The sequence below is a fragment of the Neobacillus kokaensis genome (assembly GCF_014656545.1).
GTDB lineage: Bacteria > Bacillota > Bacilli > Bacillales > Cytobacillaceae > Neobacillus > Neobacillus kokaensis.
Map to the genome: position 1 here is coordinate 1 of NZ_BNDS01000044.1, position 25,882 is coordinate 25,882.

Genomic DNA, 25,882 nt, shown 5'->3' on the forward strand with positions numbered 1-25,882 from the left:
AGAAAGTTTTTCAGTGGCCTCGCTTAGGCGCCTGTGGGGTCTCCCCTCGTACTCCCGCAGGACATTGAATTACATCCTCGAATTCGTTCACGCATGAAGGAATACGCCAGCATTTTCGAGGAGTCTTCGCGCCTTCCGCTCTCCAAACAACAGAGTTAAAAAATCAACAATGACCTTTAACACAGCCTTATTTTGAAAAATTTTCCATAGTGTTAGCCAGCAATTCATATTTTTGATAAATATTTTTATATTTTCTGCTGTTTTTCTTATTCGGAACAATAGCGTCACCCATCGGGATATTTTCCTTAATCTCCTCAAAAGAAGCTGCTTTGTTCGTTGCCACTAATGCTGTCCATGCTGCTCCCCATGCCGCACTATGATGACTTTCGGGGATATAAATTTCAGCCTCAAAAACATCTGCCATCATCTGCAGCCACAATGGTGATCTTGCTAAACCACCATTTACATAAAGTTTCTTTGGTTCTCCTGATAATGCCTCTAAAGCCTTCCCAATTTGATAAAGATTAAAAGTAATGCCTTCAAGGACCGCGCGAATAAAATGTTCTTTTTTATGTGTGATTGATACTCCATAAAAATTTCCCTTTGCCCGTTGATTCCAAATCGGTGCCCGTTCTCCATTGAGATAAGGAAGAAAAATCAGCCCCTCTGCACCCGGGGTTACTTTTTCAGCATGACTAAGGAATTCTTCAAAGCTTTCGTTGCCGCCTAAGAGATCTTTTAACCATTGCAGGGCAATTCCGCCATTGTTTGTTGGACCGCCAATAATAGTCGTAGCTTCTGTAAAAGAGTAACAAAAGGTTTCTTGATTCGCACCTATTTTAACTCCATCTGTAAATTGTCGAATAGCTCCGCTCGTCCCTACAGAAACAGCCACTTCACCTGGAAGAATTGCTCCAATTCCTAAATTCGCCAATTGTCCGTCAGCAGCACCCATTACAAAAGGTGTTTCAGGATTGATCCCCATCTCTGCCGCTACTCGACCGCTAATTCCGGTTAGTACTTTGGTTGGTGGGACGATCGCGGAAAGCTGTCCTTCCGAGATTCCGACATATCTAACTACGTCAGATTCCCAAGTATGTGTTTCTGGATTAAACAGCCCTGTTGCTGAAGCCATTGAATAATCAATTACTCTTTCATTAAACCAGTGGTATAGTAAAAATTCCTTTATCGACATAAAATATGCAGCTTGTATGTATGGTTCATAATTTGTCTCTTTCATCCATAGGAGCTTCATAAATGGTGTCATAGGGTGAATAGGAGTCCCTGTTTTTACATAAATATTTTTCCCGTTTGTAGCCGAAACCTTTTCCGCTTGAGCAAAACTACGGCCATCTGTCCAAATCAATGCGTTCGACAGCGGCTTTCCTTTCTGGTCTACACAAATAAGAGAATGCATAGCTGCTGAAAATCCTACGGATATTAATTCATTTTTTTCAATGCCTGCTTTTTCAACTGCTTCTCTTATGGCCGCAACACTTGACCGTTCGATCTCAACCGGATCTTGCTCTGCCCAGCCTTGCTGGGGATAATAGAAGCTATTCATTTTTTCAACTTCTGCTGCTAATTTTCCATTCAAATGAAATATACATGCTTTTACGCTGGTTGTACCGATATCCAGCCCTAATACAAATTCTTGTGACATGTCCCTCTTCCTTTAGTTAATATTAGTGATTTAGCCATTATTCGTTTAAATTAGAACAAAAGGCCTTGGAACCTTCCAAAGCCTTTTGTTCTGGTCTTACTCCATTTTTAAATCTTTTTTAGCTTAGAACCATGTTCATACTTCCGCTTTGATATCCCATTAAATCCAAGGTAATATATTTATATCCATAATCTTGAAGTTCTTTAACTATCAAATGATGTTGATCAAGAATTTTCATCATATCTTTTGGTTCTACTTCAATTCTCACAATATCCTGATGAGTTCTAACACGTACCTGACGGATTTGCAGAGATTTCAAATATCTTTCTGCTTTTTCCACCTTTGTCAGCTTTTCTTTTGTAATATACTCCACCATATGCTATCCGAGAGGACAAGCAGGCAATCGATGTTTTATCCCATGTTGGTAAATGAAGCTCACGTGAGAGCTCACGTATTTCTTCTTTAAACAAATTCGCTTCTTGAAGCGATCCGCGTATGCCCTTCTCTTTAGCAGCCTGCATCCCAGGATGAAATTCATTCATATCATCAGAAATGACACCATAAATCACATTTTAAAGCCCTTTTCCTCCATAACCGGAATTAGGTGGTCGAATAAACTGCTTTTGCAAAAGTAGCACCGGTTTTTATTATTCTCCGCATATCCTGGAATTTCCCGCAAGTTTTTTCGCCTCTTCTAGTTCGCTCGTAGGATATGTTTCAGAGTCTGCCGTAACAGCCAGCACGTGATCCGTCCCTAACGTATCGACTGCCGCCTTTAATAAGAACGTACTGTCAACTCCCCCGGAAAATGCGACTACGACCGAATCCAGCTCTTGGAGAATGGAGGTCAATTTTTCGAGTTCATCTATTAACACTGTCCCCATCTCCCATCGATATCTTTATAATAAGCTTATTTTAGTTAATCATATTTAACAAAAACTCACTTTATGTGTATCCAGTTAGATGGTCAAGCTGGGCAAATCCGCCGTGCTTAACGTCGAAAAATTGTAGTATCATAAAAAAAGAGACAAAACCTTATGTATAGTAAGTTTTGTCTCTTGCGATAAATTATTCCATCCAGTTGGTATGGAAGACCCCTTCTTTGTCAACCCTTTGGTACGTATGGGCACCAAAATAGTCACGCTGGGCCTGTAATAGATTTGCAGGTAAAGTTTCCGTACGGTAGCTATCATAGTAAGCAATTGCACTTGCGAATGACGGTACAGGAATCCCTCGCTCAATCGCCACAGAAATAACTTGACGGAGTGCTGATTGATAGCTCTCAGCAATTTCTTTAAAGTATGGATCTAATAAAAGATTTGCAAGTTTCGGATCACGGTCATATGCATCTTTAATCTTTTGTAAGAATTGAGCACGAATAATACAGCCGCCGCGGAAAATCATCGCGATATCTCCGTAGCGAAGATTCCATTCATATTCTTCAGATGCAGCCCGCATTTGCGCGAAACCTTGCGCATAGGAACAAATCTTGCTCATATATAGTGCTTTACGAACCGCTTCAATTAACTCTTCTTTGTTCCCTTCAAATGGTTTCACATTTGGTCCTTTTAGTACTCTGCTAGCTTTAACACGCTCTTCCTTCATTGCAGAGATAAACCTGGCAAAAACTGATTCTGTGATAATCGGCAGCGGCACACCTAAATCCAAAGCATTTTGACTTGTCCATTTGCCAGTTCCCTTTTGGCCGGCAGTATCAAGAATCAGGTCAACTATTGGTTTCCCGGTTTCTTGATCCACTTTTGTGAAAATATCTGCAGTAATCTCAATTAAATAACTGTCCAATTCACCTTTGTTCCATTCAGCGAAAACTTGATGAAGTTCTTCCGTACCTAAACCTAGGACATTTTTCAAGATAAAATATGCCTCACAAATTAATTGCATGTCACCATATTCAATCCCATTATGCACCATCTTTACGTAGTGACCAGCCCCATTTGGGCCAATATATGTACAACATGGGTCCCCTTCTACTTTCGCAGAAATGGCCTCTAAAATAGGTTTTACTAACTCATAAGCCCCTTTTTTACCACCTGGCATGATGGACGGTCCTTTTAATGCCCCTTCTTCACCACCGGAAACACCAGTACCAATGAAATGAAATCCTGCTGATTCAAGTTCCTTATTTCTTCTAATTGTATCCTGGAAGAAAGTATTTCCGCCATCTATAAGGATATCGCCCTCTTCAAGATAAGGTGTTAACGATTCAATCGTTGCATCTGTGGCTGTTCCTGCCTTTACCATTAATAAAATTTTGCGCGGTTTTTCTAAGGCATTTACAAACCCCTCGACAGTGCGGGCACCGACAAAGTTTTTCCCTTCTGCTTCATTCTTTAAAAACGCTTCTGTTTTATCGTATGTGCGATTAAAAACAGCAACTGAAAAACCACGGCTCTCAATATTTAATGCCAGGTTTTTCCCCATAACGGCTAATCCGACAACACCAATTTGTTGTTTAGTCATTCTATATCCTATCCTTCCTATGTATTACTTGTGCAGCTATTACCGTTTAACATTACCATATAGTTGAAATAAAACCATCTAAAGCCACTACTTTCTTAATTTTATAATTTTAATTCTTTTGCTTCAATACAGTCAAGCGGGAGGTTACAATAATAATCCGACATTAGCAGATTCTTCATTTGTTTTTCCATTCCATTGATATGGTTAAGAAACCAACAAAATTATTGGGATTATTCCAAGGAAAAAGACAGATACCAAATGGTAACTGTCTCTTAATTACCGGACGGTTTCTGCCGTTTCTTTTGTATCATAAACTTATAACGGTCTGCCCGAAACACTGATTTTACAAATTCCACAGGTGTACCATCCTCTAAGTAAGTTATGTTTTGAATCAGCATCACAGGTGCTCCTTCACTGATTTGTAAATATTCAGCCTCTTCCTTACTGACAATTGAAGCTTCGATAATTTGCGAGGAACTGTCAATAGTTAATTTTAATTGATCTTCCATATAGGCATATAAGGATTGATTCACAATTTCTACTGTCAGGTCCTTAATCAGTTCGGTTGAAATAAAATTCGTTTCCAATGCCATTGGAATACCATCCGCCAAACGAATTCGTGTAATTTCATAAATCGGAGCAGATTCAGCAATTTTCAGTTGTTTGGCAGCTCCAATTGGTGCAGGAATAATGTCAAAGTGAATTAATTGGCTTCCAGGCTCAAGTCCCCTTGCCTTCATATCTTCTGTAAAGCTTGTCAATCCTTGTAGAGGCTGTTCAATTTTCCGCTCTGAGACAAACGTACCTTTTCCTTGGATACGATATAAATACCCTTCATTCACCAACTGTGTAAATGCCTGTCTAACCGTCATCCGGCTAATTTTATATTCCTCCGCATATTCCCTTTCGGGCGGCAGTGCATCACCAGGCTTGAGGTCACCCTGTTCAATTAATTCTTTAATATACTCTTCAAGCTGATAATACAACGGAATGGGTGAATTTTTGTTAATCATTCTCCAATTAGCACTTCCTCTTTTAGTCTGATAATGCTGCTTGGTCTGCAATGATCGTAACAGAAGGGTGATTGTTTAAAATGGAAGCTGGAAAACTTTCAGTTACTTCCCCATTCAACAGCTTTTTCATTGCATCTCGTTTACTTTCTCCTGAAACGAGCAGTAGAATTTCTTTGCTTTTCATAATCGAGGAAATCCCCATCGTAATGGCCTGTGTTGGTACTTCCTCCATACTGTTAAAGAATCTGGCATTTGCCTCGATAGTAGAAGGTGCTAAATTGACAACATGGGTTTTTGATTCAAAGGAGGTTCCTGGTTCATTGAATCCGATATGTCCGTTGCTGCCGATACCTAGGATTTGCAAGTCTACACCACCGTGCTTTGCCAATAAATCTTCATATTCCCGGCATTCGGTTTCAAAATTCTCACCATCCCCACGGGGAATAAATGTATTATTCTTTTTTATATCAATATGATTGAATAAGTTGTCGTCCATGAAAAAGCGGTAGCTGTTTTTGTTATCTCCCGTAAGACCAATATACTCATCTAGGTTAAAAGTAAGCACATCCCGGTATGTGGTATTATTCTTCTGATGGTCATTAATTAGATTTTGATATGTTCCAACAGGTGTCCCGCCAGTTGCAAGTCCAAGCCTTAAACTTGGAGTCTGACGGACCTTTTCTATGATATATGCCGCTGCCTTTTGACTCATTTCAGCATAATCTTTTACCGTAATTATATTCATCTCTTATCTTCCCCTTTATGATAGGCTAGTGCACCTCGGCAAAATGTCATATAAACATCCAATTGCTCATCTAAGATGACAACATCTGCATCCTTTCCAACTGCTAGACTTCCTTTTCGATCAAACATGTTTAATTGTTTGGCAGGGTTTACTGAAGCCATTTCAATTACCTCATGAATGGTACAGCCGGTGTAGGACAAGACGTTTTTAACAGCTTGTCCTAGTTTTAAGATGCTGCCGGCAAGTGTTCCATCTTCTAATACGGCTTTCCCGTTCTGAACTGTTACCTCTTGACCTCCAAGGTCGTACGTGCCATTTTTCAAACATTTTGCCCGCATTGAATCTGTAATTAACAATAATCCTTTACTTTTCTTTTGTTGATAAGCGAGATTGATCATTTCGGGGTGAACGTGTACTCCGTCGACAATCATTTCTGCTTTTAATTCATCCCGTAAAAATGCTGCACCAACTACACCAGGTTCACGGTGATGCAGTCCTCTCATTTGATTAAAAAGGTGTGTTACATGATTTGCCCCAGCTTCAATAGCATCATTTACCTGCTCATAGGTCGCATCTGTATGCCCGATAGAAGGAATAACACTATTGTCCTTTAGGAAGCGGACCATTTCTATCCCCCCGGGGCGTTCTGGTGCTAATGTTACAAGCTTGATTGTCCCTTTTGCTATTTCCTGCCACTTCTTAAACAAATTTAGGTCCGGATCGATTATATGCTGGATAGGCTGTGCTCCCGCTTTCCTTGCATTAACAAAGGGTCCTTCCAAATGAATACCTAGGATTTCAGCCTTTCCTTGCAAGGGTCCGTTTTCAATGTATTCCCCTGCATTTTTAATTGCTTTTTCAATTTGCTCTGCCTCTTGTGTTATCGTTGTCGCCAGGAAACTTGTTGTGCCCTCTTTTGGCAGGGCAGCCACCATTGTGTCAAGCGCTTCCTTTGTTGCATCCATTGTATCGGCACCATTCACACCATGAATATGGACATCGATAAAACCAGGTACTACATGATAATGGGAAGGGACTTCTATCTCTTCAAAACCATCGGTATTTTCAAGCTGTTCAACGCTTCCAATTTCTATAATTTTTTGCTCTGATATTTTCAAATACCCGTTTTCAATTAGTTGTTTCTCTGTATAAACACGAATCCCCTTTAGTAAAATAGGAGTAGATTTTGTATCCATCTTTAAGACTTCCTTTCATTTGTCCTCTTTATAGTATCACCCTAATGTATAGTTGTCTATACCAATATTATTTTCCTTGGCTTGGCGACATACGTCATTTTTTATAAAATTCTGTATTATTTTGTTGTAAGATTTGGAAAAAAGTCGTAAGATTTTACTATCATCTCTTATGGACGGTGAAGTGAATGGATATTACAAAACACTTTTTTCTAAACCTTTCCATTATCATTATTCTGTTGTTTTTCTGTTTTATTTTTATTGAAAAAAATAAAAAATTATCTTATTCAAAATCCGCAATAATTATATTTTTCATCGTCTTATTATGGAGTTGTATTCAATTCTCCTATCATCCGGTTCCTTATGCCAGGTATGATTTAAGAATCATTCCTTTAGTAATCGGCAGCCTTTATTCAGGAATTGGCCCCATTCTAGTTGCTGCCACAATCCTAATAAGAAGCTTCTATGGGTTTGATTTAGGCTTCTTTCTGACAATCCTCCTTTATATTCCGTTTGCGATTGTCTCTTGGAAAATATATCCTTGGTTTTGGAAACAATCCCCGATGCGCCGTATCGGAATAGCCGTGTTCATTAGTATGGTACTCGGGGTTTTAACTTTCATTGGAATGCGAGTTACTGAAAATGAATCCTATTGGCTGGATGTGTTAGCCGCCTATTTATTTATCCCAGAATTAGGGATTGTCATTATATCCTATTCAATAGAGTTTTTAAGAAATAATGTTAAAATGAGGCAGCAGCTTATTAAAGCGGAAAAATTAAAAGCGGTGGAACAAATGGGGGCTGCGATTTCCCATGAGATTCGCAATCCGCTTACTGCAGCCAGCGGGTTTGTGCAGTTATTACAGGATGATTACCTGCCGAGACAAAAGCGAAAAGAATATTTGGCGATTGTAAAAGAAGAGCTCCTTTCAGCTGAAAGGGTTATTCAGGATTATTTAACATTTGCTAAGCCATCCTTAGAGTCATTAGAAGAAATTAATGTAAAAAGTGAATTGAGACAAACGATCAACCTGCTTCAACCATTAGCTAATCAAAATTCTGTAGAAATACATACTGACTTTTCAATCATTGGATTTATTAAAGGAGATGTGCAAAAGTTCCGCCAATGCTTTGTCAATATCCTTAAAAACGCTATAGAAGCCATGCCAAACGGCGGCCGCTTATCAGTATCAACGGAGTTTAGTCAAACGGAAGTAACGATTACCGTGAAGGATACGGGTGAAGGTATGACGAGTGAACAAATCACCAAGCTAGGGGAACCATTTTATTCAACTAAAGGAAAAAATGGGACCGGATTAGGTTTAATGGTCGTTTATAGTATTGTAAGGGCAATGAATGGAACAATCCGCGTTCAAAGTGAAGTAGGTGCTGGAACTACTGTCAAAATTAAATTTCCGACAATTAATTCTTTAATACAGGAAAAACAGATCCGACAGCACTAACTGTCCGATCTGTTTTTTACTGGTGCTTATTCTGCTATCTTCAGAATAAACCTGGTTATTCAAAGAATTTCAGGCTTTCTATTTTCCAATAAACATTTGTGACCAATGTTTACCTGCATTTTCAAACCCAACGCCAATATGGGTATATTTTGTACTTAAGATATTAGCACGGTGGCCTTCACTATTCATCCAAGCGGTTACCACTTCCTGAGGTGTCCGCTGACCTTGGGCAATATTTTCACCTGCCGACTTATATGTTACACCAAAATCCCTCATCATATCGAATGGTGAGCCATAAGTTGGACTTGTATGGGAAAAATAATGGTTCTGCTGCATATCAAGCGCTTTTTTCTGAGCTACTCCGCTTAACTGTGTATCTGCTTTTAAGTCGGAAAGTCCTTTTTTCCTGCGCTCCGCATTTGTTAAGTTAATCACCTGCTGGGCATATTGACTAATCGTGCCAGTAGCAGCTTGTTTGTTTTGAGGTGCTGCGGGCTGCTTAGGTGCTGGTTGAGTTTGTTTTGGTGCTGGCTGCGCCTGCTTTGGCACCGCCTGCTCTGGTCCCTGTTTCGGCTGGTTCTCCTCTGGAGCCGGTTGTGCAGGTTGTGGTGCAGCATGCTGAACCGGCGGCTTTATTGCCGGAGCCTGCTGACCTAGATACGGCTGCAATTGCTGGAAAAAGTCCGAATTAAACCAGCTTTTTTCCCCGAGTGGCACATATTGATATTTGGCGTCCTCAATTAAGATTGCCTGTGTGTGTGGATATTGATCACTGTTTAATGTTGTTTGATAGGCAGAAATCATATCCCGGTCGCTTCTTTTTCTATTATTAATATCAAACAAATTTAAATCGTTATCGTTGTTTCGATAATCCTCCGTTAATGGTCCGTTATGACGGGTCCAGTCGTTTCGGACATTACGGACGTCATTCCAGTCATTGTCACGATTCGTAACATTTAACCCACCTCGGTCATTCCTTTGATCATTCATATTATTTAAACCGGTTTTGTCATTGGTATTACATGCAGTTAATCCAACTGCTAGCATAGCTGTCAAAGCTATTCCTGCTGATTTCTTAATCACCCTTAAATACCCCCCTGAGCAAAAAGTTTATTTCTTCTTGCCTTCCTATTTTTTTATTTTTTCAGGAAAAATATTAATGGTAATTAACGCAAAAAAAACAGGTGTCGGCCACCTGTTTTTCATAATTTTAGCTTAAGCATACATTTTTTCTTCTTCTTTTTGGAAAAAGCTTTTCATGGCATGGAATACATCAGCTTTTTGTTTGAGGATATAATATCTGAAACGTTCATCTTTGATGTTTTTATATGCAGACATTAAGGTTGAATGGCGATTGTACTGATTTACTTCACCATAGCCGAACATGTTAGAGATTTTCATAAGCTCCTCTACCAATTTTACACAGCGGGCATTGTCCGAAGTAAGATTATCACCATCTGAAAAATGGAATGGATAAATGTTGAATTTCCGTGGATTATATTTCGTATCGATAATTTCTAAAGCCTTTCGGTAAGCAGATGAACAAATTGTTCCGCCGCTTTCTCCTTTCGAGAAGAAATCCTCTTCGGATACGACCTTCGCTTCAGTATGATGGGCAATAAATTCAATTTCTACCGTTTCATACTTTGTTCGTAAAAAGCGCGTCATCCAGAAGAAGAAACTTCGGGCCATATATTTTTCCCAAATTCCCATACTTCCGCTCGTGTCCATCATTGCGATGACAACAGCTTTTGAATCAGGTTTGACTACTTCATTCCAGGTTTTAAATTTTAAATCGTCTTTGTAAATCGGATGGAATGCAGGCTTACCGCTCATCGCATTTCTCTTGAATGCAGCCATCATCGTGCGTTTTTTATCAATATTTCCCATTAACCCGGTTTTTCTAATATCATTGAATTCAATGTTCTCAATAAGATGTTCCTGCTCTTCTTTCTTCTTTAAATTTGGCAGCTCTAATTGCTTAAATAGGGCTTCTTCAAGTTCCATCATAGAAACTTCAGCTTCAAAATAATCTTCACCCGCCTGATCTCCGGCTCCCTGGCCTTTACCAGGACCTTTTTGAGCATTCGACCCATCGCGTGCCACTACATCACCAACTTGGCTGTCACCTTCCCCTTGGCCAACGTGCTTGTTTTTGTCATAATTATATCGAATTTTGTACTCGTCTAATGAACGAATTGGAATTTTCACCACATCTCGACCATTAGACATAATGATGCTTTCCTCAGTAATTAAATCGGGAAGATTATTGCGAATTGCCTCCTGGACTTTTTCCTGATGGCGCTGCTGGTCATCGTGGCCTTTACGATGGAGGGACCAATCTTCTTTTGAGATCACAAACTGATGGTTATCGACAGTCATTTAAACCCCTCCTTATAAATTTTTAACAAACATGCACACATTTTTTACAAAGGAATACAATAACGCGAGTGTAAAATATCATATAAAAGATAGATTACTTTATCCTATGCAGGAAGCGAGAATAATTTACAAATAATTAAGACAATTGGTTCGTTTGCCTATAAAAATGGACATGCCGTAGTAAAATGAGTTTAACAGCCAAAAATGGCATTGGCACTAACAGGCTCCTCAGATAGAAAAAAACAGACTGGCAGATGTTTTTCCGCCAGTCCTTCATTTTTTACCACACGCCGCTTATCGGTTTAGTAAGCTTCCTACATAACGAAGTAATTCATTTGCTGATGTGGAGTTGTAGCCGTGTTCATCAATTAAGCGAGCTACAACTTCATTGATTTTCTTCAGTTGCTGCTCATCCGGTGTTTTTGTCGAAGTGGTGATTTTAACAACATCTTTCAAATCAGCAAACAGTTTCTTTTGAATCGCTTCGCGAAGGCGGTCGTGGGAATTATAATCAAATCGCTTGCCTTTACGAGCAAAGGCAGAAATTCTAATTAATATTTCTTCCCTAAAAGCCTTCTTCGCATTTTCCGAGATACCAATTTGCTCTTCAATAGAACGCATAAGCTTCTCATCTGGATTAATTTCTTCTCCGGTTAGTTGATCACGCATTTTTGCTTTATTACAATATGCTTCCACATTATCCAAATAATTGTCCATTAAGGTCTTGGCTGACTCTTCATATGAGTAAACAAATGCCTTTTGAACCTCTTTCTTAGCTATATTATCATATTCTTTTCTTGCTAAAGAAATATAGTTCATATACCGTTCACGCAGCTCTTGTGTAATCGATGGATGCTGATCAAGTCCATCCTTTAACGACCTTAAGACATCAAGTGCATTAATCGACGGTACCTCTTTTCGGATAATCGTGGAAGAAATTCGGTTAATCACATAACGTGGATCGATACCGCTCATTCCCTCATCTGGATACTCCTTCTTCAATTCATCGACATCGGCCCTGTTGAATCCTTCAACACTTTCACCATCATATAGACGCATTTTTTTCAGGAGATCAATGTCTCCCTTCTTTGGTTCCTTTAGCCGTGTCAGGATCGTAAACATAGCTGCCACTTTTAATGTGTGCGGGGCAATATGAACATCTGCCACATCGCTTTCACGAATCATTTTTTCATAAATTCTTTCTTCCTGGGACACCTTTAAATTGTACGGAATAGGCATAACAATAATCCTAGAATGAAGTGCTTCATTTTTCTTATTGGAGATAAATGAGCGGTATTCTGTTTCATTCGTGTGGGCAACAATTAGTTCATCGGCGCTTATAAGCGCAAATCTTCCGGCTTTAAAATTTCCTTCCTGAGTAAGTGACAGCAAGTGCCAAAGGAATTTTTCATCACATTTTAACATTTCCTGGAATTCCATCATCCCGCGGTTTGCCTTATTAAGTTCTCCGTCAAAGCGGTAAGCGCGCGGGTCTGATTCTGAGCCATACTCAGCAATGGTTGAAAAGTCAATACTTCCAGTTAAATCAGCAATATCTTGTGATTTAGGATCAGATGGGCTAAATGTTCCTATACCAACTCGTTTGTCTTCGGAGAAAAAGATTCTTTCAACTAATACGTCTTCAATTCTGCCACCGTACTCTTGTTCTAGCCTCATCATGTTGAGCGGTGAAAGATTTCCTTCAATCCGGATACCATATTCATCGTAGAAATCCTGCCTTAAGTGATGGGGGATTAAATGGAGCGGGTCCTCATGCATTGGACAGCCCTTAATCGCGAAAACGGAACCGCGGTCTGAGTGTGAGTATTTTTCCAACCCTCTCTTTAACATGGTCACAAGCGTTGATTTTCCGCCGCTGACAGGTCCCATCAAAAGCAAGATTCGTTTTCTAACATCCAGTCTTTTGGCTGCCGGATGAAAGTATTCTTCCACCAGCCGCTCAAGCGCTTCTTCTAAACCAAATAATTGATGGCTAAAGAAATTGTACCTTTTCGTCCCTTTTTCTTCTTCGATTCCGGCATCCTTAATCATATTATAAACTCGAGAATGTGCTGACTGTGCTACCCATGGCTTTTCCTTTAACAACTCTAAATAATCCGCAAATGTTCCTTCCCAGCGAAGTTTTTCCTCTTCTTCACGAAACATCTCGATTTTTTTTAAAATATCCATGTTTACCCTCCCCCTGCTCTTAATCAGAGACGATTAATATACTCTATGCGCCTTATCATTTGAACATGCGTGACCAAGACGTTTTCGTCTATTACTTTTTTGTTTTACTTTCGAATCTGCCCTTTTCATTTTTTAAAGATAGGCTATAATAAAACTATATGTAAAAAATGAAAATTAATGACGAAGGGGGATTTACATAACAATGAGCTTATTCCTAATCCTTTGCGTAATGGCCGCATTCTTAGCAGCAATATTTACTTCAGGGTTCAATGACAAACCAGGAACAAAATAAATAGAAAAAAGGGCTGCTTAACAGATAAGCGGCCCTTTTATCTTAGGTTCAATTTATTTTTTTGCACAAATTCTTTCATATACATTCTGGATTGTTTTGTTAGCATATTTGCCATTTGTTCTGTCCAGCGGTCCTGACGCTTCCCATTTGTCCGCTCATGATAATAGCTTGAAATGGCATCATCATATTGCTGAAGCTGTTCAAGGTAAATATCTTGGCTTTGCTCGTATTCATCTTCATGGTAGATATGTTCAAAAGGTAATCTTGGTTTCTTCCCAGATACTTTTGACGGAAACCCGACAGCAAGCCCGAATAACGGTATAACTCTTTCCGGTGTTTTTAAAATGGTTTTGACTTCTTCTAAATGGTTGCGTAAACCACCGATGTAACATATGCCCAGGCCCATGGATTCGGCTGCGATAGCCGCGTTTTGTGCTGCTAATGAGGCATCAATCAAGGCTACCATAAATTTTTCCGTACTTTCAAGCGACGGGATTACATCCTTCTCTTCCTGCTTGCCTATGAGGGTATGGCGGTAAAGATCGGCACAAAACACAAAAAAGTGGCCGTTTTTGGCAACGTACTCTTGATTCCCTGCGAGCTCGGCAAGCTTTTGCTTCTTCACGATGTCCTTAACTCCAATAATGGAATAAGCTTGAATAAAACTCGAGGTAGAAGCTGCCTGCGCACAGGATACGATCGTTTTAATCTGTTCATCTGTTAATGGCTTGTCCTCAAAACGGCGGATTGAGCGATGATTGAGAATTGTTTCGATTACTTCGTTCATTTTGTGCATTCCTTTCCTAAGAAAAAAGGCCTATCGTTCAGGCCCTTTTCCGATTGTGTTTGGATAGTTTTGCTGTCTTAGCGCCTCATACACTAGAATTGCTGCAGTATTAGACAAGTTAAGTGAACGGACATTTTCATTCATCGGAATTCGCAATGACCTGTCCTTGTTTTGTTCGATTACTTCTTTTGGCAGTCCTAATGTTTCGCCGCCGAAAATAAAATAATAATCTTTATCCATATCTCTATAATCAATCGAACTATGCCAATTTTCACCGCACTTTGTTAAAAAGAAAAACTCGCCGCCGGCATTTTTTTCAAAAAACTCATCCAACGAATTATAATAAACTATAGTAACGAACTCCCAATAGTCTAAACCAGCCCGTTTCAACATTTTGTTATCGGTGGAAAAACCTAATGGCCTTATTAAATGTAAAGTGGTATCCGTAGCTGCACAAGTGCGGGCAATGTTTCCCGTATTTGAAGGAATTTCTGGCTGATATAATACAATATGCACTGACATGTTTATCACCTCGATGAAAACTTATATTGCATCCTATATAAACTCTACAAGCAATTATACCATTATCATGCTGCTCTTCAAGACTTTAGGTTTTCAGCTGTCCACAATCGTAAAGAACTTATATTTAATATTTGGTGTATAGGCAGATGAATCTTCATAGGCCCAATATCTCATTCGGCTATTATAAGTATTGGCATTAACTAACGGCATACCATATGCATCCTTGCCGGTAACAATGGTATTATGATTAAACCGGCCATCGCCTTCAAAATCATAGCAAATCACATCTCCAAGCATAAGCTGCTCCGGACTGCTTACTTCCTTTGCCCTTAAGCCCCTGTTGGAAATACCTAAATAGTTTTTCAGCGAATGAGCAACCGCCCAGCTATAGCTCCAGTTCGTATGCTGGTACCACCAGCCCGTTCCCCGGTTTGGGTGCCCTCTCATTGGAGCCTCACCAGCCCGTAGGCATTGCGAAATATAATTCGTACAATTATTCTCAAATTTTTTATAAGCAGGATTATACGTGTTCCACCATCGTTCGGCGTATTGCACCGCTTTCAGGCGGTCATATTGATAGCTGATGCGTACTTCATGATCCGTATCGATTTTCATAGTGAATGATTCGTTATCCATAATAGGCGGTTTTACTTCCTCATCCATGATTAATGCCCCTTTATAAAACTTCGCGACTCTTTCTTCTGTTTCTTCTTCCATATAAAGATGGCTACGTTGTTTAATCAAATATTGATAATGTGTTAGATACTGTACCTTTTGAAATTCATCTTCATTTGTACTTGTAATTATTTTTCCAGCCGCTTTTGCCTTTACAATCTCGGCGGACCTTTGTATCAGCGACTCTAACTTTCTTTCAGCCTTTGAAAAAAAGTCCCCTGAATTCCGTTGATTACCAACAAATTGCTGAACTCTAAAATCAAATAGCTCTTGAAGCTCCTTCTCCATTTTAGAAAAATCAACTCCTTTCTCTTCATACATATGAAAGAAAGAGAAATTTAACATAAAAAAAGAGCGAGACTAAATGTCTGCTCTTTCTATGGAAATCAATAGTAACCCTTTCTCAATCTCCTGAAGTACTTCCGAATCAGATTCAGATTGCTTTGCCCTCTTTAAGGCTTCTAGTGCCTGATCTCCGCCAATTTTCCCAAGCGCCCAGGCAGCGGTGCCTTTGGCAACCGAGCTTGCGTCCTTCTCTAATACCCCGATTAAATCAGGGACGGCAGTTTTATCTTTAAAATGGGCAAGGGCAATCATCGCGTTTCTCTGAATAGGCTTCTTTCCTCTCCATGCCCCCGAAACATGACCAAATTTCACTTTGAACTCACGATTGCTTAAGCTTAATAATGGCTTTAACAGCGGTTTTGCCACTTCCGGATCCGGCTCCATTTCTCCATGAAAATGAAAATCTTTCCCCTTATTATACGGGCATGCTGTTTGGCAGGAATCGCAGCCGTAGACACGGTTTCCAATCTTATCTCTAAACTCATTAGGAATTAACCCTTTTGTCTGGGTTAAAAAAGAAATACAACGCTGTGCATTAATTTGCCCCCCTTGCACCAACGCTCCTGTTGGACACGCATCAAGGCACTTAGTACAAGATCCGCATTGGTCTTCTACTGAATTATCCGGTTCAAATGGGAGGCTTGTAATCATTTCGCCAATATAAACATAGGAACCGAATTCCGGAGTAATAACCGAACAGTTCTTCCCGCTCCAGCCAATTCCCGCTCTTACCGCCACAGCTCGGTCAGAAAGCTCGCCAGTATCCACCATGGATTTTAAGTGTGCATCAGGAACTTTTGTTAAAATATACTCTTCAAGCTTCTGAAGTCTGTCCTTAATAATACGGTGATAGTCCAATCCCCACGAAGCTCTGGAGAAAATCCCTCTTCTTTCCCCCTTCTTACTTTCCACCCGGATTTTCATTTTTGCCGGATAAGCAAGTGCGATAGAGATTATCGATTGAGGTTCTTTCAGCAGCAAGGCTGGATTAGTCCGTTTCTCGATATCGGGTTCTTCGAATCCGGATTGGTATCCCAGCTCTTGCTGGCGAATTAACCGGTTTTTCAATTCTGTAAATGGTTCCGCAGTTGTGAAGCCAATTTTATCAATACCGATGGTTTTACTGTAGGCGATTATTTCTTCTTTTAGCTTCTGAATGTCCATGATTTGCGGCCTCCTTTCTTAGGAATGGAAAATTGCAGATATATTTAAAAAATCGCAGATAACCCTCGAAATGTTCCCAGATATATTTTTTTCTAGTATAAACATACTTGTTATTAGCTGTACATCATTTTATGATAAACTATTTTTAACTAATTTTGGAGGTGGGATTGTTGGAAATTCAACTTTCGGCGGAATTAACGCAGCTGATTCCCGATTTTAAGCTTGGAATCATTGAATATAGAAATATTACCGTTGGGGATTCACCGCAAATGCTAAAAGGTCGTCTCCAGCTTTTTCAAGAATCCATTTATTTTGAACTGGAGGATAAAAGTGTGACCGAGATCCCCGGCATACGAGAATGGCGCACCATTTTAAAAAAGACTGGCAAAGACCCAAACCGTTACCGGCACTCCGCGGAGGCATTATATCGACGGGTGCAAAAACAAAATTACCTTACTTCTGTGCAAAGTGCGACTGATTTAAATAATTTTTTCTCACTGCAATATCAGGTGCCGATGGGTATCTATGATTCCAATTTGATTGAAGGACCGGTGGACATTCGTATTGGCGGTGAACATGAGGAATACATAGGTCTAAATGGCCGGTCAAACACGCTGCATCGGCTGATTATATCCTCCGATCAGAAAGGGCCCTTTGGCAGTCCGTTTGTGGATTCAGAAAGGACCTCTGTCACTTATAATACAAATAATGCTCTTCAGCTTATTTATTTGCGGCCCTCAACTAATTACGAAGACGCTAAAAAATTGACTGAGTCTTTAATGAATATGTTTACGCAAATAAGCGGCGGTGAAGCTAACTGTAAAATACTAGGATGCCGATAGGGCATCTTTTTTTACATTAAAAAACGCAATGCATCGTTCATTTTGAAACGATACACTGCGTTGTTAATATGTATGGAGCGGGTGATGGGAATCGAACCCACAACAACAGCTTGGAAGGCTGTGGTTTTACCACTAAACTACACCCGCGAATAAACCTGTGACAATTCATTGAACGAATCGACTTTTCTAATATACCTACTTTTTTCAACACCGTCAAGTGCTTTTCGACATTTTTTGTCGAAAAGTTTATTTGTAGTAATAATTAGCTACCTTCCCTCTCATTCCTTGGTACTATTTTAAAAAAGGATTTGCTGTAAATTCATCAGGACTATATTCACTCATATATTAATCCTACACCACTGATTAAGGGGGAATTGGTTATGTATCAACAAACCTTAATATTGGATTTAGACGATACTTTGATTCACTGCAATAAATACTTTAAACAATCAAGAAATGAATTTGTAAGACGAATGAAAGAGTGGTTTAGAAGTATTTCGGTAAAAGAGATTAAGCAAAAGCAATTAGAAATAGACTTAAAAAGTATCGAAAAACATGGCCTTCATTCCTCACGATACCCCGACTCACTTGTAGCAACCTACCTTTACTTTTGTAAGGAACTTAAAAAAGGGCTCAAGGTAAGCGAAATGGAACAAGTCCGAAAAATCGGTGAACAAGTATTTGAGATTGAAGTGGAACCATTTCCTGATATGTATGAGGTGCTAGATAAACTTAAAGAAGATGGGCACCAGATGTATTTATTTACAGGGGGCGATTACCAAAATCAATCTCGAAAAATTAACCAATTAAAATTGGAGCCATACTTTAAAAAAGGGGTCTTTATTTTTGAACATAAAAATAAAAAAGCATTGAAAAAGGTCCTAAGAAATATCGGTTCCGACATAACATCCACATAGGATGATTGGAAATTCGCTTAAAACCGATATTAAACCGGCATTAGACTTAGGAATTAACGCAGTGCACATTCCTTCCGAGATTGAATGGAGCTATAACATCGTCGATATTGATATGGAACCTTGCAGCACCTTTGCTGAACTCACTTCCCTTCAACATTTACCTGATTATTTAAGAGAACATCATTTTTATAAAGCGATCTAATTTTTGAATAAAAAACGGCTAATCCATGTTGATTAGCCGTCATTAATTTCCTCATAAAATAATTATATTAATTGGATAGTTAAGGTGTAATTTTACCTCTATAAAAAGACAGCGGTTGTGCTCCAAGTATATATGGCCTTTCCTTTAGAGACAATTCTAAAAACAGTGTCCCCTAATTTTTAAACATTTCATTTTCTAAAATGATGACACTTTCCTGAAATTCGGATTTTCCTATTTCTTTTGTATTTTGAACTAAACGAAAGACATTATCACAGCATTGCTTAGCGCCCTTAACCAAAAATGGAATACCGATCATATCTATTTTTAACCCTCTTGAAAAAAATCCGCCAATTGACATGGCAAGAGGAACGGTTGGTGATGTATTGGAAAAAATAATCTTTTCCTGAAACTGAAATTTATCTTGAAGTAAAAGAATCATTTCTTTTAATGCTGGAACAACAAGTTTGTTTCGTTTTCGCCCAATCGTATAAACAGGGTTATTGTCTTCGTCGACTCCATGGAAAATCAGTTTTCCAAAATCCTTATGATCCAATTGATTAAAATAAGGCATATCCAATATTTGCTCGGTTGTTAATTTCACTTCTGATTGTGGCAATTTTTTCAAATGATATGCTGCTGCCATGGATGTGGTATGTGTCCCGCCATAGTCGTTATAAATATAAATCATCGGAATCATCCTTTACGGTTTCAATAACCATTTATTAGCCTTGTTTAACCAGATCGTCTCGATCAGGAGCCATAGGCGGCTGTTCAAGCCATCCGTTTTTAATCATGATATTAGCTCCATCCTCAGCGTACTCCGCGATTTCAGCAGAAAGCCTGACATAATGCAGACCTAAGTCCCGCCCAGGGCTCATTGCCATGCTAGTACCGTAATAACCAATACTTAGCGCAATAAGTGATGTTGTAAAAAACATCATCAGTTTATCTGAAAAGGTATAGACAGTTGAATCGGCTACTTTCCTTATTAAATATTTCAGCTAAAGTTTTCACATTTCCTTGGGCAAGCTCTAAACCATGTTTGATTAAGGGTTTAATCTCTTCATCTTCCACTTTAGATAAAAAGTATTTTAACTTACATGAGATTGCACTATCATTCATATAAGAGGCCCAAAGGGATGTAATCTCGCCGCTGTAAGCCTTACCTGCTTTCCAGTCTCCATATGCTAACCTCCATGTATTTAAACTTTCTTTTTAGCTAAAATATCCCCTATTTTTGAAAAGAATATGTAAATAACGTTTAACCCAAAAAACACCTCACTGTTTTTATCACAGTAAGGTGGTTAGCGCACTCAGCTCTCAAATGGTCATTTGGAACAGAAAGTTCTCTAAAATTCGACTAAAAAAGGCTGAAGATTGTCATTTAAGCAATACTCAATTCTTTGCCTAAAGTTTTTCCATGTGACCATTTCTAATGCCTTTTGAATTGAGAAAAAACCAACCTCTAAACTCTCACTGCTAGTGGTTAACTCTCCTCCAACCGGTTTACCTAAGAATAATGTATTACAAATTGTTTCATTTACATTTTGAAATATTCCGCAGAATTTAATAATCTCAATATCTATGCCGGATTCCTCTTTTGTTTCTCTAATGGCAGCGGCTTTCAATGATTCCCCTTCTTCCACCTGCCCACCAGGCATTTCCCATCCCCGGCGAGGTCCCTTAATTAATAATATTTCATTTTTATTGTTTAAAACAATCGCAGCTGCTGAAACAATATGTTTAGGTGGTTGCATTTTCAAATCCTCCCTAATTTATTTAAAAACTTTCCTTTTTCCTGCTTGAACTAATGACAACGATAAAATTGCGGAAATAAAGATTAGGATGGAACCAAAAATATAGACTGCTCGAACCAGTAACAATTGATAGCAGGATTCCCTGTGATGCATATACCTTCGGCAGGTGTTGTGATTCAATATTTAATTGAAAGGCAGTTTGTTGAGCAACATCCCTAATCTGATATGCCGGCGGAAGCAATCAAGGCAGAAGCGGTTTTTTGATAATTAAATGTGGTGATTACCATTATGTAAATAACTTCAGCAAGTGCTAAACTGGTTTTGCCAACCAAGAAACTATAAAATGGAACCTTATTCATAACATCTCCTGTTATTTTAAAGGAAATCTTTAAGAAATTTTTCCTCTGATATTACTTTTACTCCATTTCTTTTAAGCAGAGCAGAAGTAACCCCATTTCCCACAATTTTCTTCCCCTTAAATTCGCCATTATAAATCAAAGAGCTTCCGCAAGAAGGGCTATTCTCTTTGAGAACGACTCCTGATGCATTTATTTCTTTCGCTTTTTTTAATGCTGCGTAAGCTCCTTTAATGTATAATTCAGTTACAACTTTCCCTGATTTCTCTATTACTTCCGCCTTTCCATCTAGTACATCCCCGCCGTCTCCACCTACGATTTCAGCGTGTTCTCTTGGAGTTAAGAATCCTCCTAGTAATTCAGGACAAATTGTAACAGCTTTATTTTCATCTACTAATTTATGTATCTCTTTGTTTAAACTATGCGTGCTATTGTACCTTACCTCTAACCCAGCTAAGCAAGAACTCACTAAGATCATAAAAATTTTCCTTTCTTTAAAGGGTATAAGTAATAACATCCAGGCAATTCAATCGTCCCGGAACATTTCTATTTCCCGCAAATGATAAAAGGTACTTGTTGTTTCAAGGTTGTTGAATGCTCCATCTGATGAAGCAATACCTATTTCAATATGAGTGCCTTTTCCTCCTGGTAATATTACTACAACAAAGAAACGCCTTCTATATCTATGTTCGCCCTATTTCTTTTAAATCATTAAGAGTAAAAGTTTGTTCCTCTTTCACTTTCACATTCTTTGTCCAATCATATGTATGAAAATAACCCCAGCTTTTTAAATGATTGGTTACTTATTAAACGCTTCTATATTTCTAAAACTAGATTGCCACATATATTGTTTTATCTCTTTCATACTCCCTCCTCAGGTTGGAAAATACTCCATTGGTTCTGTACAATGAACATAGCTATTTTTTTTATAGAAATTGATGCCATCATCACTTGGCCATACAATAACAAATTCATATTTGTTTTCTTTTATCCACTCGTTTACGGTTGAAAGTAGTTTACTCCCCATTCCTTTATTTCTATATTCTTTTTCCGTATATACATTGGTCATATAGGCGAAAGGGTAAGTTATTCTTCCGGGGCGTGGGACCTTTTGAATTAATTCTATATAAATATGGGAAACTATTTTTCCATCAGCCTCTGCTACCCAAATCACCCACTGGTTGCTTTTAAGCGCATTTTCTAAAAAGGTCTGACATTCCTTCATAAATGGCTTGAATTGATCTTGCACAACTTTTTTCTCTACATCATGTTCAATTGTAAAGTCCCATCTCATTTTTACCAATTGGTCTATATCTTTTGCTTCCGCAAGTCTTATCTTCATATCAAGACCTCCTAAACCTTTAATATGTGAAATTGGGCTTGCTTCGAAAAAAAATAACTGATTGTCTAAATTATCTTCAACATTTCAATGGTTTCCTATATAATTCTCCCCCGCAAGTTTACATACGATTATTCCTATACACACCACGAAAAAACGTCCCCAATCCCCTAATATCCAACAAATAATCATAACCGGGAGTTGATCCAAATCTATTAAACATGCGAACTGCAACAATATCATGCTTAGGGATAACCAACAATGCTACATTTGTATAGCCCAAAATTTGATATGCACGCTTTGGTACAGGATCGCCAATTTCCGTTCTCTTTGCAAGTAACTCCTTAACAAACTATAAAAAGCCATTCTGGGGTAATTCAGTATTCAATAGCTTTGGACTTTGTAAGGTTGTTGCTAGTTTTAAAATTTCCTTTGAGGCCATTTGCTTACCGTCGATAAAACCTTGCTTTAAATGAATGTACCCCTTAAGCGAGCTCCCGAGTAGATATTTACATATGCTTCTTATCTCCGTCGGTCCCTTTACTCGTAGACCAAAACTTATCATTTTGTTCTTTGATAACTTGTACCAATTTCTCATTAGGTTCGTCAAACCAGCCGGTTTCCCTAAACCCTAAAGGTTTAAAAACTTCTTCATTTAGGATTTGTGCTATCGTTTTCCTGTTGAGTTTTTGTGTTAATTATTCAATATTTATATCCCGATATCCCCAACTTTGTCCTGGAGCAAACTCCCTGATTAATTTCCCGTCTATTGTGTTTAAACCATGGGTATGTGTTAAAAGATGTCTAATTGTTATATTTTTTAGAAATTCTTCATTTGTAAAAGATAAATACTTTGTAATAGGATCATCGATTGAATCAATAAAACCGTTAAATACTGCATATGCTGTGGCAAAGCCAATATAACTTTTCCGAACTGATGCTATATGAAACTGTGGATCTACTTGAATGGGTCTTGCATTAGGATCCTTTGAATGCTTTCCCCAATATTCCTCGGAACAACTTTGTCGTTATGTATAATCATTACACTTGCTCCAGAACAATCAAGAGCCTGTGCCGTATATTTTACATGCGTTACTTCGGAACCAAATTGATCATTTAATTTTCTATCTAATAACATCATACTCTTCCTTCACTTAACTATTTGAATTTATATTTCATCTAATGATTGGTATATATTAGTTCGATAATGAATATACGAAATCCTTTAGATATAAAAACAAGGAATGCCGAAGCATCCCTTGTTTATTCTCTGGTAGATTTATTATTTTCAACAAATATACAGAATTGAATAGGTCTAAATATCGTATTAATGTCTTGGCCCCCAAAGTATGATCGAAACTCCAATTAAACAAATGACTGCTCCAATCCAATCATAAGTATCAGGTGTTTTACGGTCTACTCCCCAGCCCCATAACACTGACAGAATAACAAATACTCCTCCATAGGCTGCATAGACTCTTCCGAAAGAAGGGAATTTCTGCAGCGTTGGAACTATTCCATACAGAACCAAAATAATACCACCGATTATTCCATACCAGTATGGCCTTCCTTCACGCAGCCATAACCAAATTAAATAGCCTCCGCCGATTTCAGCAATTCCCGCTAGAATGAATAAAACGATTGCGTAAATCATATTTCCCCATTCCTACCACCTTTTATTGTTTGTTGCTGTAAGAATTTGATAAACTTCATTTGTGCCCGTTTACTTTTAATAATCCTTTTCACACGAAATTTACTCTGCAAATACTTTCTAACCCCTCGATTCACGAAAAATAACTTATGATATTTTTCATCATCATATATTACTTTAAACCATGGATAGTTGTTAAGCTCCTTAATATGCTGATCAATTCTTCTAGTATCTAAAGAATGATCTTGACCAAAACTATCAAAGATATATGAAAGGATTTCAAACAGTAATGACATTGAAGTTCCCCTTCCGAAATAATGAGCAGAAAGTGTGAGGTTCAATTGAAAATTTACAGGACTTCTATGTATCGGATATTGTTTTTTATGGTTTCTGGATTCATTCTCTTATTATTATGCTTTTGGGATTATAAAAACATCCTATCACACTTACTTACCTTTATTATAGGATTACTTTTTTCATTTGGTTTATTAGGCTATTCTTTTTACCTATTGAAAAAGAGAAAAGAAGGTAAGGGAATTTATTGGGATGATAAAGGGATTGTGTTTGACCCAAATGAGAACAAGGTTTACTGGTATGAAATTGAAGATATCAAGTTTTATAAAGGTAGAGGCGGGAAATCTACCGTCATTTATACTCACTATACAAACCATGAAAAAATTAGATTACGACATAAAAAATGGCTGCCGACAACCGCTCATTCCATTGATTGGTTTTGGATCGAGAAGCCCAGGGATATGCATACTAATTTGATGAAAACATGGAAGGAAAGAAAGTACGAAAAGCCGAAGCATTAGCTTAAATGATATTTGCTAAAACGCCTCAGCTAAATGGTTTTCTATATTATCTTCGCAATAAATACAATTAAATATGAAGCAGGAATAATCAGCAACAGCAAATGCAAAAGTTCCTAACGTTTTGGCCGAACATTCCAATTACCACTGTGCGAAAATCTTCTTCCGTACATTTTCCTTCTACCACATCATCGGTCATAATAGATAACTGCGGACCAATGAATATGGACATAAGAATTTTCGCAATGCCATTGATAATGGAAGATAAAGTAATACAAGTTGCCCGTAAATCCGGCGCAATGCTACCCGCATAAATTGGCGCTAAAGCCCCAACAGTTAATAATGCAACAGCATCAAGATTAAAAATGATGATTTTAACAGGTAGTTTCCTAAATTTAAATCCGGTTATATTTTCTTATACTGGGATGGCCACACAGTCCTTAATGTGATGAACTCCAGCTTTAGAGTAACTATGTATCTGTATTTTAGGAATAGATTGATCACTCGAAAAGTGTAATACCCTTTATAAAATATCCTTTGAAAAGTCGGGATTAAAAAAGCCCCGGCAATGGTAGCGGCACCCGATACTAAAATAATGACATTAAAAATATGTAATAGGTTATTGCTACCTGAATGATGTTCTACATATTTTGTTAATAATGGAAATTGAAATGTTACCGCCATTCTGGAGATTAGCGTTAATATATTAAACACTGCAAATGGAACAGCTATTTTTCCTGTTCTCACACCAACCATTCGGACAGAATATGCTAACGTTCCAATCAACGAAATGATAAAGTTTAATAGTAATACGATGATGATTTAAGTACTCATAGCCATTTTTGAATTTACTCATAACATAATATTGTCCAGATGTAGAACCCTAATAAATTCGCCTACTTTCAACTTTCTCGAAGCATCATTTAGATGCTTCTTTTTTTGTAAATACGCCGGAATTGAATCGTATTACGTATTACTTTACTGAATAATATGTTCTACTATCTCCTGTTTTTCAACGCTTGTCCATTTCAAAAATAATTATATTTACATATGATGTACTACCTTATTAAAAAGCCCAGTGGTAATATGTC

At 38.2% G+C, this 25,882-nt stretch carries 28 protein-coding genes, 1 tRNA gene and 2 pseudogenes; 5 read left to right on the top strand and 26 right to left on the bottom strand.

Annotation, left to right across the window (positions count from 1 at the left end):
- Positions 1–187 precede the first annotated feature (187 nt).
- From IE222_RS25145 to nagA, 6 genes and pseudogenes are all read right to left on the bottom strand, one after another.
- Positions 188–1,663: a gluconokinase gene (locus IE222_RS25145; RefSeq protein ID WP_191277135.1), complete on the bottom strand. Its 1,476-nt coding sequence runs from the start codon at positions 1,661–1,663 to the stop codon at positions 188–190.
- A 118-nt stretch (positions 1,664–1,781) separates the two neighbouring features.
- Positions 1,782–2,547 (bottom strand): annotated as a pseudogene (gene larE, locus IE222_RS25150) (ATP-dependent sacrificial sulfur transferase LarE).
- 184 nt (positions 2,548–2,731) lie between these two features.
- Positions 2,732–4,144, bottom strand: coding sequence for an NADP-dependent phosphogluconate dehydrogenase (gnd, locus tag IE222_RS25155; protein WP_191277136.1), 1,413 nt, complete (start codon positions 4,142–4,144; stop codon positions 2,732–2,734).
- A gap of 272 nt (positions 4,145–4,416) precedes the next feature.
- Positions 4,417–5,157, bottom strand: coding sequence for a GntR family transcriptional regulator (locus tag IE222_RS25160; RefSeq protein ID WP_191277137.1), 741 nt, complete (start codon positions 5,155–5,157; stop codon positions 4,417–4,419).
- Between the two features lie 22 nt (positions 5,158–5,179).
- Positions 5,180–5,902, bottom strand: coding sequence for a glucosamine-6-phosphate deaminase (gene nagB, locus IE222_RS25165; protein ID WP_191277138.1), 723 nt, complete (start codon positions 5,900–5,902; stop codon positions 5,180–5,182).
- Positions 5,899–7,098: an N-acetylglucosamine-6-phosphate deacetylase gene (nagA, locus tag IE222_RS25170; protein WP_191277139.1), complete on the bottom strand. Its 1,200-nt coding sequence runs from the start codon at positions 7,096–7,098 to the stop codon at positions 5,899–5,901. Before nagA ends, nagB begins: the two co-directional genes overlap by 4 nt.
- Before the next feature lie 185 nt (positions 7,099–7,283).
- On the opposite strand from nagA, the gene IE222_RS25175 reads away from it, so the two are divergent.
- Entirely contained in the window at positions 7,284–8,558 is a 1,275-nt protein-coding gene (locus tag IE222_RS25175) for an ATP-binding protein (RefSeq protein WP_191277140.1), read from the top strand.
- 78 nt (positions 8,559–8,636) lie between these two features.
- On the opposite strand, the gene IE222_RS25180 is transcribed toward IE222_RS25175, so the two are convergent.
- The 7 genes from IE222_RS25180 to queG all read right to left on the bottom strand — a co-directional run bounded on the left by IE222_RS25180 (position 8,637) and on the right by queG (position 16,915).
- Positions 8,637–9,641, bottom strand: coding sequence for a CAP domain-containing protein (locus IE222_RS25180; protein ID WP_223282886.1), 1,005 nt, complete (start codon positions 9,639–9,641; stop codon positions 8,637–8,639).
- A gap of 132 nt (positions 9,642–9,773) precedes the next feature.
- Positions 9,774–10,940 carry a sporulation protein YhbH gene (gene yhbH, locus IE222_RS25185; RefSeq protein WP_191277141.1) on the bottom strand — a complete coding sequence of 389 codons (1,167 nt, stop codon included), beginning with the start codon at positions 10,938–10,940 and terminating at the stop codon, positions 9,774–9,776.
- A 294-nt stretch (positions 10,941–11,234) separates the two neighbouring features.
- On the bottom strand, positions 11,235–13,130 hold the full coding sequence (locus IE222_RS25190; RefSeq protein WP_191277142.1) for a PrkA family serine protein kinase: 1,896 nt from the start codon (positions 13,128–13,130) through the stop codon (positions 11,235–11,237).
- Between the two features lie 329 nt (positions 13,131–13,459).
- Complete coding sequence (gene nfsA, locus IE222_RS25195; RefSeq protein WP_191277143.1) at positions 13,460–14,209, bottom strand: oxygen-insensitive NADPH nitroreductase; 750 nt, start codon at positions 14,207–14,209, stop codon at positions 13,460–13,462.
- 30 nt (positions 14,210–14,239) lie between these two features.
- On the bottom strand, positions 14,240–14,731 hold the full coding sequence (gene trmL, locus IE222_RS25200) for a tRNA (uridine(34)/cytosine(34)/5-carboxymethylaminomethyluridine(34)-2'-O)-methyltransferase TrmL (RefSeq protein WP_191277144.1): 492 nt from the start codon (positions 14,729–14,731) through the stop codon (positions 14,240–14,242).
- A gap of 93 nt (positions 14,732–14,824) precedes the next feature.
- Entirely contained in the window at positions 14,825–15,694 is an 870-nt protein-coding gene (locus tag IE222_RS25205; protein ID WP_191277158.1) for an amidase domain-containing protein, read from the bottom strand.
- A 72-nt stretch (positions 15,695–15,766) separates the two neighbouring features.
- The gene (gene queG / locus IE222_RS25210) at positions 15,767–16,915 is read right to left on the bottom strand and encodes a tRNA epoxyqueuosine(34) reductase QueG (RefSeq protein ID WP_191277145.1); all 1,149 of its coding nucleotides are present in this window, start codon (positions 16,913–16,915) and stop codon (positions 15,767–15,769) included.
- A gap of 170 nt (positions 16,916–17,085) precedes the next feature.
- Between queG and IE222_RS25215 the strand changes: the two genes are divergently transcribed.
- The gene (locus IE222_RS25215) at positions 17,086–17,757 is read left to right on the top strand and encodes a B3/B4 domain-containing protein (RefSeq protein WP_191277146.1); all 672 of its coding nucleotides are present in this window, start codon (positions 17,086–17,088) and stop codon (positions 17,755–17,757) included.
- Between the two features lie 73 nt (positions 17,758–17,830).
- Here the strand turns inward: IE222_RS25215 and IE222_RS25220 are convergent.
- Positions 17,831–17,904 (bottom strand) — tRNA-Gly (locus tag IE222_RS25220).
- 233 nt (positions 17,905–18,137) lie between these two features.
- Here IE222_RS25220 and IE222_RS25225 point away from each other — a divergent pair.
- The gene (locus IE222_RS25225; RefSeq protein ID WP_223282887.1) at positions 18,138–18,674 is read left to right on the top strand and encodes an HAD family hydrolase; all 537 of its coding nucleotides are present in this window, start codon (positions 18,138–18,140) and stop codon (positions 18,672–18,674) included.
- Between the two features lies 1 nt (position 18,675).
- Positions 18,676–18,876, top strand: coding sequence for an HAD family hydrolase (locus IE222_RS26565; protein WP_223282888.1), 201 nt, complete (start codon positions 18,676–18,678; stop codon positions 18,874–18,876).
- A gap of 172 nt (positions 18,877–19,048) precedes the next feature.
- Here the strand turns inward: IE222_RS26565 and IE222_RS25230 are convergent, their stop codons facing one another.
- From IE222_RS25230 to IE222_RS25280, 10 genes and pseudogenes are all read right to left on the bottom strand, one after another.
- Complete coding sequence (locus IE222_RS25230) at positions 19,049–19,564, bottom strand: DUF3189 family protein (protein WP_191277147.1); 516 nt, start codon at positions 19,562–19,564, stop codon at positions 19,049–19,051.
- 34 nt (positions 19,565–19,598) lie between these two features.
- Positions 19,599–19,998: pseudogene (locus IE222_RS26570) on the bottom strand (DUF3231 family protein).
- Between the two features lie 227 nt (positions 19,999–20,225).
- Positions 20,226–20,633: an NUDIX hydrolase gene (locus tag IE222_RS25245; protein WP_191277150.1), complete on the bottom strand. Its 408-nt coding sequence runs from the start codon at positions 20,631–20,633 to the stop codon at positions 20,226–20,228.
- A 215-nt stretch (positions 20,634–20,848) separates the two neighbouring features.
- Positions 20,849–20,992 (bottom strand): hypothetical protein, encoded by a 144-nt coding sequence (locus IE222_RS25255; protein ID WP_191277152.1) that lies wholly within the window; start codon positions 20,990–20,992, stop codon positions 20,849–20,851.
- Positions 20,993–21,008: 16 nt separating this feature from the next.
- Positions 21,009–21,467, bottom strand: coding sequence for a 2-thiouracil desulfurase family protein (locus tag IE222_RS25260; RefSeq protein ID WP_191277159.1), 459 nt, complete (start codon positions 21,465–21,467; stop codon positions 21,009–21,011).
- A 396-nt stretch (positions 21,468–21,863) separates the two neighbouring features.
- On the bottom strand, positions 21,864–22,331 hold the full coding sequence (locus tag IE222_RS25265; protein WP_191277153.1) for a GNAT family N-acetyltransferase: 468 nt from the start codon (positions 22,329–22,331) through the stop codon (positions 21,864–21,866).
- Between the two features lie 695 nt (positions 22,332–23,026).
- Positions 23,027–23,296, bottom strand: coding sequence for a serine hydrolase domain-containing protein (locus IE222_RS26575; RefSeq protein ID WP_223282891.1), 270 nt, complete (start codon positions 23,294–23,296; stop codon positions 23,027–23,029).
- Positions 23,287–23,469: a hypothetical protein gene (locus IE222_RS26580; protein ID WP_223282889.1), complete on the bottom strand. Its 183-nt coding sequence runs from the start codon at positions 23,467–23,469 to the stop codon at positions 23,287–23,289. Before IE222_RS26580 ends, IE222_RS26575 begins: the two co-directional genes overlap by 10 nt.
- Before the next feature lie 186 nt (positions 23,470–23,655).
- On the bottom strand, positions 23,656–23,982 hold the full coding sequence (locus IE222_RS25275; RefSeq protein WP_191277154.1) for a YnfA family protein: 327 nt from the start codon (positions 23,980–23,982) through the stop codon (positions 23,656–23,658).
- Positions 23,979–24,275, bottom strand: a complete 297-nt coding sequence (locus IE222_RS25280; protein ID WP_191277155.1) for a hypothetical protein — start codon at positions 24,273–24,275, stop codon at positions 23,979–23,981. Before IE222_RS25280 ends, IE222_RS25275 begins: the two co-directional genes overlap by 4 nt.
- 45 nt (positions 24,276–24,320) lie before the next feature.
- Here IE222_RS25280 and IE222_RS25285 point away from each other — a divergent pair, with 45 nt between their 5' ends.
- Positions 24,321–24,794, top strand: coding sequence for a hypothetical protein (locus IE222_RS25285; protein WP_223282890.1), 474 nt, complete (start codon positions 24,321–24,323; stop codon positions 24,792–24,794).
- Positions 24,795–24,882: 88 nt separating this feature from the next.
- On the opposite strand, the gene IE222_RS26800 is transcribed toward IE222_RS25285, so the two are convergent.
- Both IE222_RS26800 and IE222_RS26805 read right to left on the bottom strand, forming a co-directional pair.
- Positions 24,883–25,200: a lipid II flippase family protein gene (locus tag IE222_RS26800; RefSeq protein WP_223282892.1), complete on the bottom strand. Its 318-nt coding sequence runs from the start codon at positions 25,198–25,200 to the stop codon at positions 24,883–24,885.
- Positions 25,197–25,547 (bottom strand): lipid II flippase family protein, encoded by a 351-nt coding sequence (locus IE222_RS26805; protein WP_275671515.1) that lies wholly within the window; start codon positions 25,545–25,547, stop codon positions 25,197–25,199. The genes IE222_RS26800 and IE222_RS26805 overlap by 4 nt, the downstream gene beginning before the upstream one ends.
- Between the last annotated feature and the right edge of the window lie 335 nt (positions 25,548–25,882).

Coding starts and splice junctions, on each gene's coding strand:
- nagA (WP_191277139.1), bottom strand. CDS start 7,098: ATGGATACAAAATCTACTCCTATTTTACTAAAGGGGATTCGTGTTTAT.
- IE222_RS25175 (WP_191277140.1), top strand. CDS start 7,284: ATGGATATTACAAAACACTTTTTTCTAAACCTTTCCATTATCATTATT.
- IE222_RS25260 (WP_191277159.1), bottom strand. CDS start 21,467: ATGATCTTAGTGAGTTCTTGCTTAGCTGGGTTAGAGGTAAGGTACAAT.
- IE222_RS25205 (WP_191277158.1), bottom strand. CDS start 15,694: ATGGAGAAGGAGCTTCAAGAGCTATTTGATTTTAGAGTTCAGCAATTT.
- IE222_RS25245 (WP_191277150.1), bottom strand. CDS start 20,633: ATGCAACCACCTAAACATATTGTTTCAGCAGCTGCGATTGTTTTAAAC.
- trmL (WP_191277144.1), bottom strand. CDS start 14,731: ATGTCAGTGCATATTGTATTATATCAGCCAGAAATTCCTTCAAATACG.
- IE222_RS25265 (WP_191277153.1), bottom strand. CDS start 22,331: ATGAAGATAAGACTTGCGGAAGCAAAAGATATAGACCAATTGGTAAAA.
- IE222_RS25255 (WP_191277152.1), bottom strand. CDS start 20,992: ATGAATAAGGTTCCATTTTATAGTTTCTTGGTTGGCAAAACCAGTTTA.
- IE222_RS25230 (WP_191277147.1), bottom strand. CDS start 19,564: ATGATTTATATTTATAACGACTATGGCGGGACACATACCACATCCATG.
- IE222_RS25225 (WP_223282887.1), top strand. CDS start 18,138: ATGTATCAACAAACCTTAATATTGGATTTAGACGATACTTTGATTCAC.
- gnd (WP_191277136.1), bottom strand. CDS start 4,144: ATGACTAAACAACAAATTGGTGTTGTCGGATTAGCCGTTATGGGGAAA.
- IE222_RS25275 (WP_191277154.1), bottom strand. CDS start 23,982: ATGATTTACGCAATCGTTTTATTCATTCTAGCGGGAATTGCTGAAATC.
- IE222_RS25280 (WP_191277155.1), bottom strand. CDS start 24,275: ATGTCATTACTGTTTGAAATCCTTTCATATATCTTTGATAGTTTTGGT.
- nagB (WP_191277138.1), bottom strand. CDS start 5,902: ATGAATATAATTACGGTAAAAGATTATGCTGAAATGAGTCAAAAGGCA.
- nfsA (WP_191277143.1), bottom strand. CDS start 14,209: ATGAACGAAGTAATCGAAACAATTCTCAATCATCGCTCAATCCGCCGT.
- IE222_RS26565 (WP_223282888.1), top strand. CDS start 18,676: ATGATTGGAAATTCGCTTAAAACCGATATTAAACCGGCATTAGACTTA.
- yhbH (WP_191277141.1), bottom strand. CDS start 10,940: ATGACTGTCGATAACCATCAGTTTGTGATCTCAAAAGAAGATTGGTCC.
- IE222_RS25190 (WP_191277142.1), bottom strand. CDS start 13,130: ATGGATATTTTAAAAAAAATCGAGATGTTTCGTGAAGAAGAGGAAAAA.
- queG (WP_191277145.1), bottom strand. CDS start 16,915: ATGGACATTCAGAAGCTAAAAGAAGAAATAATCGCCTACAGTAAAACC.
- IE222_RS25160 (WP_191277137.1), bottom strand. CDS start 5,157: ATGATTAACAAAAATTCACCCATTCCGTTGTATTATCAGCTTGAAGAG.
- IE222_RS25145 (WP_191277135.1), bottom strand. CDS start 1,663: ATGTCACAAGAATTTGTATTAGGGCTGGATATCGGTACAACCAGCGTA.
- IE222_RS26805 (WP_275671515.1), bottom strand. CDS start 25,547: ATGGTTGGTGTGAGAACAGGAAAAATAGCTGTTCCATTTGCAGTGTTT.
- IE222_RS26580 (WP_223282889.1), bottom strand. CDS start 23,469: ATGATGTTATTAGATAGAAAATTAAATGATCAATTTGGTTCCGAAGTA.